The 17,651-nt window shown below is 51.6% G+C and carries 6 protein-coding genes and 1 pseudogene; 2 read left to right on the top strand and 5 right to left on the bottom strand.

Translation table 11 applies throughout. From position 1 onward, the window contains the following. Positions 1-17 precede the first annotated feature (17 nt). The 5 genes and pseudogenes from VMS83_RS02370 to VMS83_RS02390 form a co-directional block, all read right to left on the bottom strand. Positions 18-906: pseudogene (locus VMS83_RS02370) on the bottom strand (metal ABC transporter permease). 12 nt (positions 907-918) lie between these two features. Beyond that, positions 919-1,680: a metal ABC transporter ATP-binding protein gene (locus tag VMS83_RS02375; protein WP_325409506.1), complete on the bottom strand. Its 762-nt coding sequence runs from the start codon at positions 1,678-1,680 to the stop codon at positions 919-921. Further along, positions 1,671-2,645, bottom strand: a complete 975-nt coding sequence (locus tag VMS83_RS02380) for a metal ABC transporter solute-binding protein, Zn/Mn family (RefSeq protein WP_325409509.1) — start codon at positions 2,643-2,645, stop codon at positions 1,671-1,673. The genes VMS83_RS02375 and VMS83_RS02380 overlap by 10 nt, the downstream gene beginning before the upstream one ends. Before the next feature lie 135 nt (positions 2,646-2,780). Further along, the gene (locus tag VMS83_RS02385; RefSeq protein ID WP_325409511.1) at positions 2,781-3,218 is read right to left on the bottom strand and encodes a metal-dependent transcriptional regulator; all 438 of its coding nucleotides are present in this window, start codon (positions 3,216-3,218) and stop codon (positions 2,781-2,783) included. Between the two features lie 153 nt (positions 3,219-3,371). Further along, a complete protein-coding gene (locus tag VMS83_RS02390; RefSeq protein WP_325409513.1) occupies positions 3,372-3,662 on the bottom strand; it encodes a hypothetical protein in 291 nt (96 codons plus the stop codon). A 45-nt stretch (positions 3,663-3,707) separates the two neighbouring features. On the opposite strand from VMS83_RS02390, the gene VMS83_RS02395 reads away from it, so the two are divergent. Together VMS83_RS02395 and VMS83_RS02400 are read left to right on the top strand one after the other, a co-directional pair. Next, entirely contained in the window at positions 3,708-5,066 is a 1,359-nt protein-coding gene (locus VMS83_RS02395; RefSeq protein WP_325409515.1) for a PLP-dependent aminotransferase family protein, read from the top strand. 171 nt (positions 5,067-5,237) lie between these two features. Continuing rightward, positions 5,238-17,477: a tetratricopeptide repeat protein gene (locus VMS83_RS02400; protein ID WP_325409517.1), complete on the top strand. Its 12,240-nt coding sequence runs from the start codon at positions 5,238-5,240 to the stop codon at positions 17,475-17,477. The last annotated feature ends 174 nt before the right edge of the window (positions 17,478-17,651 follow it).

Consider the following 17,651-nt stretch of genomic DNA (forward strand, 5'->3'; position numbering starts at 1 on the left):
GGGATGTATCCATGTAGTCAATCTTTTCCGGGCGTGCCCGGTTCGACCGCCTGCCTGCAGTCCGCTGTACACTGATGCACCCATGGTTCAACCGGCAGTTCCCGTTTTACCCTTGGCCAGAGGCGGGCAATGAGGACCGTGATGATGAAAAACCCTATGGTGACAAGGACAATTGCACCCCCGGATGCAAGGTTATAAGAGAACGAGAGCTGGAGTCCGATGATAACTGAAGCGATGGCAATACTGATGGCGGCAAGGACTGTACGCCGGAAAGGGAGACGGAGCTGGATGGCCGCAATCGCCGGGATCACCATCAGGCTAGAGACCAGGAGCACTCCCACAAGGCGGGTAGCTACAACTACGGTGAGGCCGACAAGGATCGTAAAGAGAATCTCAAGGGCGGTTACCGGCGACGCGGGCAAAGTCCGGATCGAGAGTGATCCCGATCCACTCCTTCCAGAGCAGGGCTAGAATAACAAGCACGATGACGCCCAGCACTGCTGCAAGGTAGACATCGTTGTCATTGATCCCAAGGATGGTACCAAAGAGGTAGGAAAGAAGATCGGCCGGTGCGGACTGGGCCAGACTGATAAGGACAACACCGATCGCAAGGCCGGCAGAGAACATGATGGCAATTGCCGCATCGGAGGCAACGCGGAGTCTTCCAAGAGCGTGAATGCCAAGTGACCCCGCGATAACCGAAGCGACTGCGGTGTAGAGGGGATAGATCCCGGTCCAGAATCCAAGTGCAATTCCTCCGAAAGCTACGTGGCCGAGGCCATCTGAGATAAGCGAGAGCCGGCGCAACACGATAAAGACCCCAAGGCCTGCGCAGGTAACCGCTACAATGAGACCTCCGATGAGTGCCCGTATGCCGAACTTGAACATCAAAAACTCGAGAACCATCCATCTCCCTCCTTATCCTTTACCTGCCTGTACCATCAGGTTCCAGAGCCCATCCGCCCCAAGCTCAGCGGCGGGTCCGTCAAAGAGGATCCGATGATGCAAAAAGATGATCCGTTCCATTGTCCGTGAAAGTTCTGTGAGATCATGGAGGATGAGGAGAACGGTGAGCTTGTGTGTGGAATGAAGATGGGAAAGGAGTGCATAGAATTCCTCCTTGCTTTTTGCATCGATGCCGCTCGTGGGTTCATCAAGTGCAAGGATGTGAGGGTTTCCTGCCAGGGCCCTGGCGATTAGTACCCGCTGCTGCTGACCGCCGGAGAGATCGGAAAAGAGCTCCCCGGATATACGGGAAAGCCCGGCCTCTGCTATCGTAGCATCAATGGCTTTAAGATCGTTTTTTGTCGGCCGGGAAAAGAGACCGGACTGCCCGTAGGTTCCCATCGCAACGACCTCGCGAACGGTTACCGGGAACTGTTGCTGGCGCAGCGCTGCCTGCTGGGGAACATACCCGATACAGGGACGGCAGGGGGACCTGCCTTTGCAGTCTCCCTGATGGCAGGAAAATGTGACGGTACCGGTATCCGGCCGGAGCAGACCGACAAGGACCTTTAAGAGTGTGGTCTTTCCCGCCCCGTTCAGGCCGGCGATCCCGACGAACTCTTCCTGGCGAATGGCAAGCGAGATATTTTCAAGGACACGGTCGCCGCTATAGGAAAAACTGATGTTTTCTGCCCAGAGGCAGACCGGCCGATCATGCGCTACAATTACCGGCATTGAAGTGCCTGCCTCATCTGCCCAAGGTTATGTTCCATAACGTTCACGTAGTCATTGTTACTCTGGTCTTCTTGGCCGGCCGGCAGGATTTCCATGGTATCGTAGGAATATACCGGAAGATCAAGCTCGGTTGCTACGGATTGGCTGAGTGCCTGAACCTCGTCGGTTTCGGCAAGTACTCCTTGGACATTATCCGTCTTTGATTCATTGAGGATCTCTGCCATCTGCCGCACCGAAGGTTCAGCATCCGGGCTTAAGCCGGTAATGGACAGTGCTGTCAGGTTGTACGCCGCTGCCTGATAATCAAGGAATGCATGGGAGGTCAAAAATGTCCTTGTTGTGCAATTTGAGAGACCCGTTGCATAATCATAGTTGAGGTTTTTGAGCCGGGCAATGAAAGCATCAGCGTTCCGATGGTACCCTGTTGCGTTGGCGGGATCAGCTGCTGCAAGGTGATCTGCCACGGAGCTGACGAAATATTCTGCGAGCGGAGGTGAGAGCCAGAGATGAGGATCCTGCGCCATATCGGGAAACTCCGGGTTGGTACCATTCATCTGCGCGAGGACCGTCGGGGGTATTGCAGAAATAAAAGATACCCGGGTAATGTCCGGGTTGGCTGCTGTGGCCAGGTTCTCGGCCCAGGGTTCCATTGTGGGGCCGTCATAAAAAAGGATCTTTCCGCGAGCCAGCGTTATCGCGTCAGCGGGTGTGGGTTCATATTCATGGGGTTCTGCACCGGGAGGGAGAATCTGGGTAACCTGCGCATAATCGCCGGCAACAGGAACAACGAGCAGGGTGATAGGCCTAAATGAAGTGATCACCTGGAGTTTACCCGATGGCCCTATGGCCGGGGCAGATGTTGACGGTAAGCCTGAGAAAAAGAGCAGGTATATGACAAGGGCAAAAAAGAGGACTGCCAGTATCAGTGCACCTGCCAGCATTGTTTTCTTCGATAAGGGAGTCATGCAAATCCTTTATTCCCCGACGGGAGTGTGGAGGGAAGTTCGCATGGCGATCATATAACAGTTATGAAAAATGTGGTCTCTCCCCAAAATTCTCTCCATGTTTTATCAAATAAAAAAGGGGGCGGGGCCATGAGATCAGTGTATCGACTCTTTTCCAAGGCAGCCCTCATCATGGGTGATCGCCCCACAGACCCCCAGGCGCGGATGACCCATCGCAGTACAGATCCTGTCGATGGCTTCTTTTGTTACCAGTGCTTCAAAGCGCGAGGCTTCTTTACAGGCCTGTTCGTGGGTGAAACCATAGTGGGTGAGCATCAGGCTTAGTATCCGGTGGCGTTTGACAAGATAGTCCGCATACTTTTTACCTTCGCCAGAGAGGCCGATCCCATGGTAAGGCTCATGAGTCACCAGTCCATCGGCGCAGAGCTCTGCGATCATTTTGGTAATCGTTGAAGGATCAACTGCGAACTCGCGGGCAATATCTGTAGTCCGCACCCGCCTGCCTTTCCCGTGAAGAAACTTAAGGTATTCGACCTTGCGGGGTGATAACCCGCAACCATCGCCAACATCCATAGGAGTGTTCCGGAACAGCCTGTACATAAAGTTTGGTGGGATACCACACTTTAAGGATCGGATTCTCCCGAAAAACGAATGTACTGCTTAGGAATGTTGGTCGAGCCCTGTTGCCATCAGGTTTTTGCTGAGATGTGAAAGTTAAAAAGAGGATTATGCTTTTTTCTCTGCAAGTTCGATCTCGATTCCACCGATGTTGCTTGCAAATATGTTGTACAGGAAAGCCAGAATCGCACCACAGATAAATGCCATGATCCCAAAGATGATCGGGAAGACAATAATAGAGAGCAGACCCAGGGTTGTTGCACCCGGCAGACTGTATTTGGCCCCGATTGCGGCACCCATAATAGCAAACAGGATCCCATAGATCAGGCCGAACACGATACCGAATAACGCATGGATCTTTGCCCATGAGATGATATCAATACTCTTTATGATGGTCATACAACGTACCTGTGAAACGGTGCGCAGCTCAGGGTAAAAAGTCTTTTGAAGTGTTCTCCGGGGAAAAAGTGTTCTGCAAAATATCTTTTTAAAATTTTCCGTCATCTTCTGGGTTTATTACTTTATTCGTGCAATAATATTGACAGAAATTGCGAGAAGGGACCGCATTTCATGCAAAAAAAAGAAGTATCCATGCATAATTTCGAAGATGGATCCTCTGCCGGGATCTGTCAGTTTGCCCACAGGATGCAGAGAACCCCGAAATCATTTATCCGGGAGATCCTGAAAGTTACAGAAAATCCTGAGATTATATCCTTTGCAGGCGGTCTTCCCAACCCCGCTCTGATCGATGTCAACGGGCTGGCTCGTGCTGCTGCAGATGTTTTTAAGAACGACGGCAGAACTGCTCTTCAGTACTCTACTACTGAAGGCTATTACCCGCTTCGGCAGTTTATCGCAGACAGGTACAAAAAGCGTCTGGATCTTACGATTTCTCCTGATGAGATCCTTATCACCAACGGTTCGCAGCAATGCCTGGATCTCATAGGGAAGATTTTGATCGATCCCGGGAACCAGGTTGCAATCGAACGACCGGGATACCTGGGTGCGATTCAGGTTTTTTCGCTTTATGAACCTTCCTTTATCCCGTTAGACCTTACCTCTGAAGGGCCCGATCTGGATGCCTTTGAATCAGCTATCACCGGGAATGACATCAGACTTTTTTATGGTATCCCCAATTCACAAAATCCATCCGGAATAACGTACTCAGCCGGGTATCGTAAGGCATGTACTGACATCCTTCAGGGAACTCGCACTATCGTTGTCGAGGATGACGCATATGGCGAACTCCAGTTTTCAGGAAATGCCCTTCCTCCTCTCAAACATTACCTGCCGGACCAGACCATACTTACCGGCTCGTTTTCAAAAATTCTGTCTCCCGGTATGCGTCTTGGCTGGGTCTGCGCCCCAAGGCAGATTATGGAACAGCTGATTGTTGCGAAGCAGGCTTCTGATCTCCACTCTAATTATCTTTCACAGAGAATTGTGTCACGCTATCTCGAAGAGAACGATCTCGACGCTCATATAGCGAGAATTCGCTCCGCGTACTGCAGCCAGGCTGAGTGCATGATCGCGTCGATTCAGGAAGAAATGCCTTCAGATGTGCGCTGGACCGAGCCCAGGGGAGGTATGTTTGTCTGGATTACCCTGCCCGAAGGCAGCTCCTCCATGGATGTTTTCAGCCATGCACTCAAAAAAGGAGTGGCAGTACTTCCGGGAATTCCATTTTATGTGGACGGTGGAGGAACAGATACTATCAGGTTGAATTTCTCCAACAGCAACCCGGATCAGATTTGTGAAGGGATCAGGAGGCTGGGAGAGGTTATGCAAACCCTTCGCAAGTAGATACAGACAACCTGCGGATAATGCCATATAAGGGGGGCTTAAAAATAGTATTCATAAATAGTGATGTACATATAAATACCGGAAAGGGTATAAGCCGCGTTTTCCCACGCGTATATACGTCATGCGGCGCAAAAAAATGTTTGTGAGTGACGAGAGGGGCGACAATAATCCATGAGCAGAAGTGATGCTGAAGCACTGATGCGGCAGGGTATCGAACTTTATGATCTCGGCAGGCACCAGGAAGCTGTGGTAATGTTTGATCGGGCTCTTACGCTCTACCCCAGACTACCCAAAGCCCATTATTTCAAGGGAATTGCCCTCTACGATCTGGGCAGATACGATGCAGCTATCGATTCTTATGACAACGCCCTTGCCCTTGATCCCTCCGATATCAATGCATGGTACAACAAAGCCGCAACTCTCGCCCAGATTGGCAGGAACAAGGAGGCGCTGGATGCCTGCGACCGCCTTATTGCCCTGAAGTTTGATAATGCGGAGGCATGGATCCTCAAAGGGATTTCACTCTATGAACTGGGCCGTTATCAGGATGCAATTTCTGCATATGACCATGCTCTTACTATCGATCCAACCCATGCCAAAGTCTATTACAATAAGGGGATCGCTCTTGCCGATCTCGGCAGGCACGAGGATGCGATTGTCGCGTACGGAAAGGCAATCGAGATTGTACCAGAATACGCAAAGGCGTTCTATAACATGGGTATCTCCCTGTACGAGATTGGGAGGTACAACGAGGCACTTGGTGCCTTTGAACAGGCTCAGGCAATTGACCCATCTGACCCCTGGGTCTGGTATTACCGCTCGTTCATCCTCGCAAAACAGGAGGACTATCCCGGAGCTGTAGAGGCAGCCACGACCTTCCTTGCATCTGAACCGGATCATGCAGATATATGGGTGATCCGGGGGATCGCCCAGTTCCGGATAAAGAAGTTTGCCGACGCAGTCACATCACTTGATCATGCAATCGAGCAGAATCCCCTTGCACCGGATGCCTGGATTTACAAGGGTTTTGCGCTCTTCGAACTGGAACGCTACGATGATGCGAAATATGCACTGGACAAGGCAGCAGAGCTCGCACCACAGAATAGCGGAGTCAATTTTTTACGGGGCAAGGCAAACCAGCATCTTGGCAGATTCCGCGAGGCTGTAGCAGATTTCGACAGGGTGCTTGCAAAGGAACCGGAAAATACTGATGCCATATACAGCCGGGGTGTCGCTTGCATCCATCTGAGCAGGTACGAAGACGCACTCGGATCATTTGACCGGATCATCGCTGCGCAGGGGGATCACGCGGGCGCTTCCTATTTCCGGGGTATCGTGCTTTCCCGTCTCGGCCGGCTGGATGAGGCAATTAGTGCTTTTGAACATACTCTTGGAATTGATCCTGGTTGCGCATCGGCGGCATACCAGATAGGGCTTGCCGAAACCAGTCTCGGCCGCTTCGATGATGCTGTTACCGCGTATGACCGGGCACTGAAGATCCGGCCGGATTATTCAGATGCCATCTATCACAAGGGATTTGCTCTTGCAAAACTCGGAAAAAGTGAAGATGCCCTTCAGGAATTCGAACGGACCCTGAACGAAAATCCGGGAAATGCGCAGGCATATCACCAGAAAGGGCAGCTCCTGGTCAGGACCGGCAGGATCGAAGATGCACTTGAAGCATTCAACAAGAGCATTGCCTTAAAACCAGATAATGCGCAGGTTTACTACGATAAGGGCTGTGCCCTTTTAAAGGCTGATCAGCTCGAACCTGCCATTGAAGCGTTCAATCAGGCTACCGAAATATATCCCAATTACGTCAATGCATACTATAACAAGGGAGTTACCCTTGCAAAACAAGGAATGCTTGACGACGCACTCCTCGCATTTGATCATGCAATAGCAATTGATCCGACTCACACCCTTGCCCTGTACCACCGGGGGGAAATACTCTTTAAACAGGGCTGCTATTCTGATGCTGTTGCAGCCTACGATGCCGTGCTCTCTTTCTCACCGCAGAACACCTCGGCTCTCTATGAAAAGGGAGTGGCCCTCATGCAGCTGTCGCGCTGGAAGGAGGCGGTCGTCTCCTTTGAATCTGCGGTGGAACAGGATCCCACCCTTATCGATGCATGGCTCTCTGCAGGACTTTGCTATGCCCGGCTCGGTTCAGCACATGAGGCGCTCGAGGCCTATGACCGGGTTATTGAACTCTCTCCCAAAAACAGCCCGGCGCTTATTCGGAAAGGAATTGCGCTTGTTGCTCTTGGCAGGTATGAGGATGCGATTACCACTCTTAATCGCGCCCTGGAAGCGGTACCACGCGATGATCAGGCATGGTATTACAAGGGTGTTTCGCTTGCCGAACTTTCACGTTTCGAGGAAGCAGTCCGGGCATTCGAACGGGTTCTTGAGCTCAACCGCAGGTGTGCCAAAGCGTTCTTTGAGAAAGGTAATGCTCTCGCCAGACTCGGCAAGCAGCTGGAAGCAGTCATATCCTACGATCAGGCATTGGAAATTGAACCTGATAATTCCCGGATCCTGTATCAGAAGGGGATTGCTCTTGCCCAGCGCGAACGATATGAAGATGCCATAAAAACGTTCGAACGGCTGGTTATCCTTGAACCGGAGAACTCCCAGGCATTCTATTACCTCGGTATTGCATATGCGGGAAGGGAGCGGTACGATGAGGCCATCGTAGCATTTGAGCATTCTCTTGAATTCAATCCGGCAAATGCACTTGCACATCATTACCGGGGAATATCGCTGGTTGAATGTGACCGTTACGATGATGCCATACAGGCATTTTCCGATGCATTAGCTCTTGATACGACAAATGCCGCAACGTACTATTATCAGGGCATCGCATATCTGCAGTCCCACCGGTACGAAGAATCAATTGCAGCACTCAATACCGCCATAATGATGAATCCCTCGCAGACCGATGCGTTCATGTATCTGGGGATTGCTCAGGCCCGGCTCGGGCGCCACGATGAGGCCGTTGCTGCTCTCAACCGTAGTCTCGCTGCAAATCCGTCACAGATGGAGGCACTTCTCTGCCGCGGGGAATCACTTATGGTACTCCAGCGGTATGCCGAGGCTTTTGAGACGTTCGATCGCGTCCTGTCGTTAAACCCGAATATTATCGGCATCTGGATGCAAAAAGGGGCTGCACTTGAACATCTGGTAAAAAAACAGGAAGCACTTGCAGTTTATACGAAGGTTCTCGAAATAAGCCCGGCCAATGCGGACGCATGGGCCCGGAAGGGAAACTTGCTCTTTGATCTCGGCCGGATTCCTGATGCAGTCACTGCATTTAACAGATCCCTTGAGATCAATCCGGGACTTGGTGATATCTGGATGCGGAAGGGAGATGCCCTTGGACTGCTGGGACGGACCGGGGAGGCAGCGGATGCATTTGGAGAGGCATTGAGGATTGATCCGGATCATGAAGAAGGCTGGATCAAAAACGGCCGGGCTCTCTTTGAACTGGGAAGATATCAGGATGCCATTGATGCATTCGATAATGCTGTTGCCCTGAACCAGCGGAGCACGGTCGCCTTCCTGTACAAGGGATTAGCATTTGAGAAAATTAACCGGGTTGAAGAAGCACTCCATGTTTTTGAAGTACTTCTTGAAATTGATCCCAATAACAGCGAAGCCCATTACCATATGGGTCTTTCCCTGGCAAGCTTAGGTCGGTCAAAAGATGCACTGACTGCATTCGATGCGACCTTAAAAATACAAGAATCCTATGCACCAGCATGGTACAACAAGGGAAAAATGCTCCTGGACCTTGGGAAGTACCAGGATGCAATTGCCGCATTTGATCGAGCCCTTGAGAAGGAGCCGGCTTATACCGAAGTCTATTATTCCAAAGGCGTCGCGCTCTCCAAACTCGGAAGGTTTGCGGAAGCTATCGAAGCGTTTGAGAAGAATCTTGAAAAAGACACCAGTAATTCTCCCGGGTATTATTTCAAAGGCGTCGCGCTCTCCAAACTCGGACGATATCAGGATGCTCTTGAAGCATTTGACCGCGCATTGGTCTATGACCCTGAGAATGCGCTGGTCTATTTCCAGAAAGGACGGGCACTGGATGGTCTTGGGAGGCATCAGGAAGCAGTCGCCGCTTTTGAAAAGACTCTTATCCTTAAGCCCCGGTATTCCGAGGCGCGGATGCGAAAGGGCATCTCTCTTTATAATCTTGGCAGGTTTGCCGATGCCATTCGTGATTTTGATCGGACTATTGGTGAGAATCCCCATAACTTCCACGCATGGTACCAGAAGGGTCGGGCACTTTTTGACTCGGCCCAGTATCTTGATGCAATCGATGCATACGACCATGCACTCGAAATCGAGTCAACCTATCCGGATGCGCTGTATCACAAAGGCCTTGCATTGTATGAACTGGGGCGATATGAGGAATCCCTCCTCTCTTTTGATCAGGCCCTTGAGAATGACCCTCATCTCGATCTTGCCCGCTTCCACCGTGGAGCTTCGCTTCTGAAGCTGGAACGTTATCGTGAAGCGGTACAGGCATTCGATGCAGCTCTTGCTCTCATGCCCCGCTATGCTCCGGCGCATCACCTCAGGGGTGTTGCGCTTACAGCCCAGGGTTTATACCAGGATTCTATCTATGCGTATGATCGCGCCATTGAATGTGATCCGGGAAGCGCTGAATCGGCACTCAACAAGGCAATGTCCCTGCATAACCTTGGGCAGGATGAGGATGCCCTTACCGCTACCGTAAGGGCAACAGAGATTCGTCAGGATTTCCCTGATGCATGGAGATATCAGGGACTGCTCCTTCTTCATCTGGGACGGCACCTGGCGGCAATTGATGCGTTGGACCGGGCGCTTGCGGGAGATCCGGAAAATGCGCAGATTCATTATCTGAAAGGCCGTGCACTCGAGGGAATGAATCAGTCTGAAAACTCGATTCTCTCCTATGACAGGGCGCTAACCCTGCAGCCGGACTGTATTCAGGCACGTATACATAAGGGCGAAATCCTCACATCTCAGGGCCGGTTCCGCGATGCGGTAAAAGAATTCAAAAAAATTCTTCTTGATCACCCTGATAATACCGAGGCATGGCTCCTGAAAGGCAGGGCACAGTTCGACCTTGGCGATTACGATGAAGTGATTGATGCCTGTGATCATGCATTGAAGCTAAACCCGTCTTCTGCTGATGCTCTCCAGTACAAAGGTTTAGCCCAGTATGAACTCGGCAGGTACGATGATGCTATTGAATCTTTGACTTTTGCGGAACGGATCGATTCACATCTCGAACAAGTCGTTTATCATCGCGGGGCGTCGCTGTTAAAACTCGAACGATATGGAGAGGCGATACAGGCTTTTGACCGGGCATTAACTCTTGCACCAGACCATGGTGCTGCCTGGCATCTGCGGGGTGTCGCCCTTGCTGCACAGGGAATGTATCAGGAATCCATCACTTCATTCGAGCAGGCACTCCGGTACGATCCAAAAAGTGCAGAGTCGGCTCTCAATAAGGCAATAGCGTTGCACAATCTGCGACAGGACGACGAGTCAGTTCAGGCATCAGATATGGCTATTGTCATTCAGCCTGAATTTGCTGAGGCCTGGTATTATAAGGGGGTGGCTCTCTCATCGCTGAAAAAATATATGAATGCTGTACCGGCCTTCTCCCGCTCCCTTGAACTTGATCCCGTCAACACGCATGCGTGGTTTGACCTGGGCATAGGCCTGATTGAGCTCCAGCGGTATGAAGAAGCAGTCACAGCATTTGACCATGTCCTTGGGCAGGTATCGGATTATCCCCCGGCATACTTCCATAAAGGGCGGGCTCTTGCTGCTGGAGGGAAAAATGAAGAGGCCATTATCGCTTTTGATAATGCTCTGGCGATCACCCCGGGTGACGCGACGATACTATCCGCAAAAGGTCATTCCCTTGAATCTCTGAAACGCTTCAAAGAAGCAGCAGCGGCATTCGAAGATGCGTGTGCGGCAGATCCTGGAGATGCTGATAATTTCTATCATCTCGGTCGTGCGTATGTTGAACTCCACCGCGAGGACAAGGCTATCGGTGCTTTCGCAAAAACCCTCAAGATTAATCCCGAAAATGCTGATGCACTGGAACAGGCAGGACTTGTTCTTTCCCGCCTTGGAAAATATGAGGATGCCGTAGAAGTTTTCGACCGGTATCTGAACCTGGGGATAAAGAGCCCGGTTATTCTTTACGAGAAAGGATGTGCATACTTTGCTCTTGAAAAGTACGAGGATGCTATTGTCTCCTTTGATGGAGCACTGGAGCTGGACAGCAACCACATCGGTGCATTGGTTAAAAAAGGACAGTCCCTTGTCATGCTCCGGCGCTATGAAGAGTCCGTCACCCAGTTTGAGCGCGTTATTGCCCTCGATCCTGAGAACGTCATAGCCCATTTTGTCATGGGTACGGCGCTTGTCTGTCTCGCCCGGTACGAGGATGCCGTGATATCCCTCGATCGGGCCATAGAAGTAGACGCCGCAAATGCGAAAAGCTATTCCTGTAAGGGATATGCCCTCTACCGGCTTAACCGGTTCAAAGAAGCAGCAGAATCTTTTGCAAAGGCGCAAAAACGAAAAGCAAACGATCCTTTTACCCTGATGTACCGGGGCAAATCCCTCCTGCATAACGGGAAGTGGGAAGAAGGAATTGCGATCTTTGACAAGCTGCTGGCACTTGACGGGAAAAACACCGCTGCATGCTACTATAAAGGCATTGCTTATTCGCACCTGGGTCTGCACAACGAAGCGCAGGAATCATTCGAACAAGCTCTTAACTTGGATGGAGAGTGTGCAGCCGCATGGTATCAGAAGGGGCTTGTTCTTTTTGAAAAGGAGCAATTTGATGAGGCATTGCCGGCATTTGAACGGGCACTGGATCTTGCTCCCACCATACAGGATTATGCGTTCCGGAAGGCTCTTGCCCTCTTTATGCTGGAACGATATCAGGATGCAGTAAACGCGTTTGATCTGGCCCTGACTCTTGGCTCCGAGACCGCGGTTCTCCTGTATTACCGTGGTCGCGCCCTTAAGGAGATCAATGATTTTTCACCGGCGCTCGACTCGTTTAACCGGGCACTTGCACTGGAACCGGAAAACATATTCATCTGGATTGCCAAGGGAAGCGTGCTGCTTACCCAGAAGGATGGTACAGGAGCGGTTCTGGCATTCGATCAGGCATTACAGATTGATCCAAAATCCGTGGATGCAGCCTTCTTTAAAGGAGAGGCACTCTCCTTGCTTGGAAACGATGACGAGGCTGTTCAGGCATATGACACGGTTCTCGGGCTTGACCCCACCTACCCTGAGGCAGCGTTTAAAAAAGGGCTCGCTCTCTCCAGACTGAAGAATTATTCCGGAGCCATAGATGCGTTCGACCAGGCCATTCAGTTTGTTCCTGCCCACGCTCAGGCGCATTACCGGAAGGGAATGGCACTTTTTGATCAGGGCAAGTATGAAAAAGCAATCCGCTCGTTTGCCCATGCACTCGAACACGATTCAACGATTACCGATGCACTGTTCCATACCGGCCTTGCTTATGCCGGGTTGAGCCGTTACTCACCAGCACTGTCTGCGTTTGATTCGATTCTTAAAACAGAGCCACAGAATGCAGGAGTGCTCTATCAGAAGGCGAGGATGCTTGCAAAAATGGCCCGGCCGGATGAAGCTCTTGCGGCGCTTGATGAATCTCTTGCAATTGAAAACAACCTTTCTGATGTCTGGCTCCTTAAAGGGACCGTTCTTCTCGAACAGGAACAGCTTGACGGTGCTCTGGAAGCATTCGACCGCACACTTGCCCTGATACCGGAGAACAGTACGGCATGGTACCGCAAAGGCAAGACCTTTGCCGGTCTGCACCGCTATCCGGATGCAATCGGATGCTTTGACCGGGTCATTACGGCTGATCCCGGGTGCTCTGCGGCCTGGTTCAGGAAGGGCAGTGCACTTCTCTCCGAAGGGGATCTGAAGGCTGCTATTGATGCTCTCACCAAGGCCCTTGAACTCCGCCCTGACAATGCTAATGGCTGGTATGACCGGGCAGTATCTCTCGCTGGACTCGGGCGGTACGAAGAGGCTATCCCCTCCTTTGACCGGGCTCTTTCTCTCAACCGGAAATATACCGGTGCCTATTATGACAAGGGATGTGCACTTGCCCGTCTTGGACGTGATCGACAGGCAATAGAGACATTCGAGATGGCATCCTCGATTGACCCGACCTTTTCCCTTGCCTATTTCGAAAAAGGCCTTGCCCTTACCAGACTCTCTAAAAACAAGGATGCGGTCGCTGCATTTGATGCTGCATTAGCAATTGACAGCAACAGTGTCCCGGCGTTCCTGAACAAGGGGTTGGCCTTGGCTAATCTGAAAAAGTATGCCGATGCGATCACTGCATTCAGTGCAGCTCTTAGGCTTGATCCTGAAAATTATGAGGCATGGTTTGCCAAAGGATATGCACATTCACGGCTCCGCCAGTATGACGCTGCCATTGAGGCGTTTGATCATGCGCTTGCACGGGATCAAAGCCGGTACCTGGCCTGGTACGAAAAGGGAGTGGCACTTGTCCATACCAAAAATTACGAAGAGGCAGTTGCTGCTTTTACGGAGGCCCTTGCACGGGATGACAAGAAAACGGAAGGGTATTACGAGAAAGGACGGGCACTTCTGGAACTTGGACGCTATGAGGAGGCAGTTGTATCTTTTGACCGGGCTCTGGAACTGGACGCCTCATTTGAAGATACCGCCTATTTCCTTGGCCTCGCACTTGAACATCTTGGCCGGTTCGAGGATGCGATTTCTGCATACGGCCGTATGGTTTCCCAAAAGCCGGATCATTTTGGAGCCTGGTACCACAGCGGCCTTGCTGCCGTGCAGCTGGGGCGGGATGACGATGCCGTGCAGGCATTTGAGAAAGCCCGCCAAATCGACTCTCACGATCTTGCCCTCCTCTCCAATGAAGGAAAGGCATGGTCACGGCTTGGTCAGTTTGATGAGTCTATCCATCTGTTTGACATAGCCCTCGGCAGGGAGCCCGGAAATGGCGAGATTCTCTTTGAGAAAGCAAAGGCTCTGGCTGCACTGGGGCGTCATGGAGAAGCACAGGAAACCTTCCGTCTTGCATTCACCCAGATCACCGATAATTACGAACCTGCATACCTCCGCGGGCTCTCGCTTCTCGCTCTCGAACGCTTTGAGGAGGCAGATATGGCATTCGATGCTGCCCTTGCTTTAAATCCGGGCCTTCCTGAAATCTGGGTCAACAAAGGAGAGGCATTGATGCATTCCGGCCAGTATGAAGGGGCAGTATCAGCGTTTGATCGTGCTATCGCTCTCAGGCCGGATGATGCCAGAGCATATCTTGAGCGGGGCCGGGCTCTGGCAGCACTCCAGAAAAACGAAGACGCGATTGAATCCTTCGATCATGTCCTCGAAATTGAACCCTCCGATCCCGTGGCGAATTTCGAACGGGGAAGGGCGCTCTTTTATGCGGCGAAGTATGAAGCGGCCGTTACCGCTCTCGATGCATCTCTTGATGGTGATCCTAAAAATCCCGGCGCCCTGTATTTCAAGGCAGCTTCACTTGCTGCACTGGAACGGTATAATGAAGCGGCAGAAACATTTGAACGCCTTTTAGTGTATACACCGGATAACGCGGATGCCTGGTACGAACAGGGTTGTGTCCTTGCCCGGCTCCGGCATTTTGATGAGGCTGTTACTGCATTTGATCATGTTCTCAACCTTGTCCCCGAGCACTTCGATGCGCTGTTCGAAAAAGCCCGTTCATTCGATAAACTCCAGCGGTATCAGGATGCCATTGATTGCTATTCTGCAGCTCTCGCACTTCGTCCATCAGATGCAAAAGCCCACTATTATCAGGGTGTTGCATTTAGCCGGAATGGCCGTTTTGAGGATGCAGTAAAGGCATTTGACGCCGCATTGGAGATTGACGCAGTCTTTTCAGATGCCCATTTTGAGAAAGGTCGGGCCCTTTTTGCACTTGGTATGTTCCGGGAAGCGGTCAAGACCTTTGACAAAACCCTTCTTATCGATAAAAATTATGCCAGTGTCTACTTCCACAAAGGACTCGCTCTTGCGGAACTGGGGAGGCATGATGAGGCAGTCCTTGCATTCAACAAGAATATTGATCTCGATGCAGGCAATACAGATGCATTCTACCGGAAAGGTATCTCCCTTGCTGCAACCGGGAAACTGGACAATGCGATAGAAGCGTTCGATCAGGTTATCCGATCAGATCCTAATTCGATAGAAGGGTGGCTTCACCGGGGGATGGTACTCTTTGATCTTGGCAGATACAAGGATGCCATTGATTCGTATAAAAAGACCCTGGAGATCTCCCCAGAAAATGCAAGTGCCTGGTATCTGATGGGGAGGGCACATTTTGCGCTCCATACGTTCGATGAGGCTGTTGCCGCCTTTGATCGGGCACTTGATCTTCAGGACGGATTTGCTGACGCATATTACTACAAGGGACGGACTCTCTTTGAAATGGCCATGTATAGTGAAGCAGTCGCTTCCTTTGACAGTACGCTCGTCCTCCGCCCCAAGTATGATGAGGCACTGTACCACAAAGGTTTGGCCCTTCTCCGGTTGCAAAAAGCCGGGGATGCGGTCTCTGCGTTTGATCAGGCACTTCGGCTCCGGCCGAACTTCGCGTATATCTGGACCGGGAAAGGGATGGCGCTTGCCGCACTTGACCGACATAAAGATGCCATTGCGTGTTATACCAAGGCCACCAGTCTGGACCGGAAAGACGCGCGTGCCTATTACCAGTCAGGTCTTTCTCTTCTGGCACTGGGCAGGTACCAGGAGGCTATCAAGAGCTTTGATGCAGCACTTGTCCAGTACCCGAAATGTGCCCGTGCATTCTATGCCAAGGGGCGGGCCCTTTGCGGTGTATCGATGTTCCATGAGGCCATCTCGTCTTTCGACCGTGCAATTGCCGAACAGGCTGAGTTCCCGGAGGCATGGCTTCACCGCGGGATTGCAAAAGCCAATCTTGACCTGTACGAGGAAGCACTGGACTGTTATAACCGTGCCCTTGCCCTGAATCCTTCCTATGCTGCCGCCCTGCTCAATGAAGGACGGGCATTGATCCACCTTGAGCGTACTGGCGAAGCGCTCACGGTCCTTGATAAGGTACTCACCCTTCAGCCGGAATCCGCAGATGCGTTTTATTACAAGGGGCGTGCCCACCTGAAGCGAAAACAGGTTGATGATGCCATTGATGCATTTAACCGGGCCCTCGCGATCAACCGTCAGTTTTCCGAGGCACACTTTTACAAGGGAGTTGCTCTTGCCGGAAAAGGGCAGTACGAGGAATCCGTAGCAGCATTTGATGCTGCCCTGCGGATCAGAAACGACTATCCTGAAGCCCTGTACGAAAAAGGCCGGGCCCTCTTCCACTTGGAGAAATTCAAAGACGCACTTACCGTCTACGATCAGGCATTGTCAGTAAATCCTGGCTATGCAGAGGCGATATTCCAGAAGGGAAGAACCTACATCGCGCTCCAGAATCCGGACGGAGCGATCCGGGCATTCGATCGGGCGCTCGAGGTCAACCCCTCGTGCTATCAGGCGCATCACTGGAAGGCCAGGACATTGTATGACGAAGGCAGCTATGATGCAGCGATTACCGAGTATGACCGGGCGATAGCAATAAAACCGGATTCGGCCGATCTTTACCGGGATCGCGGTCTTTCCTATGCAGCAATCGAACAGTACCGTGAGGCAATCCAGTCCTATGATCGGGCACTGGAACTTGACACACATGGTGCCGATGCATTCTCCCATAAGGGAACCTCCCTTGCCGAACTCGGGATGTACCGTGACGCGCTTGAGGCTTTTGAGAAGGCGCTTGAAAAAGATTCGACGCTTGCGGCCTCCTGGTTTGGCAAGGGTAATGTTCTCTATGATCTCGGGAGATTTGCCGAGTCCCGGGACGCATATGATGAAGGACTCAAACGCGATCCGGAAAACGCAGTCGGCTGGACGCGCCGGGGGATGACTTTTGCCGGCATGAATGATAACAAAACCGCGATTGAATCCTATGACCGGGCGCTGGCGATCGATCCCTCGTTCTCCATCGCCTACTTTACCCGGGGAAGTGCCTTTGAGGCACTCGGGCAGTACGAGGAAGCAGCAGAGTCATTCCATGCCATGATCTCGCTCCAGCCGGATTTTGTGGATGCCTGGATCCACGAAGGTCGTGCCCTGCAGGAACTGGAGAAATACCAGGAAGCCCTGACCTCCTTCAAACGTGCCCTTGAGATCGATCCCTCAAGAAAAGAGGTCTGGAACGATGTGGGCGCAACGCTCGACAAGCTGGGCAAGCACGAAGAAGCTCAGATCTGTTATGAGAAGGCATTGTAAACCCTGTTTTCTCCCTTCATGAGCCCGGCACCAGTACGACGTTTTTCTTTTGATACGCCCCGAGATCTCATTTTCAGATGCGGCACAGAATCCGGCATGATCCTGTATGAAGTTCCGGATCCCGTCTATTTGATCACTATGCATAAAAGCAGCGGCAGATATCTTACTTTATAG

The sequence above is a fragment of the Methanoregula sp. genome (assembly GCF_035543475.1).
Lineage (GTDB): Archaea > Halobacteriota > Methanomicrobia > Methanomicrobiales > Methanospirillaceae > Methanoregula.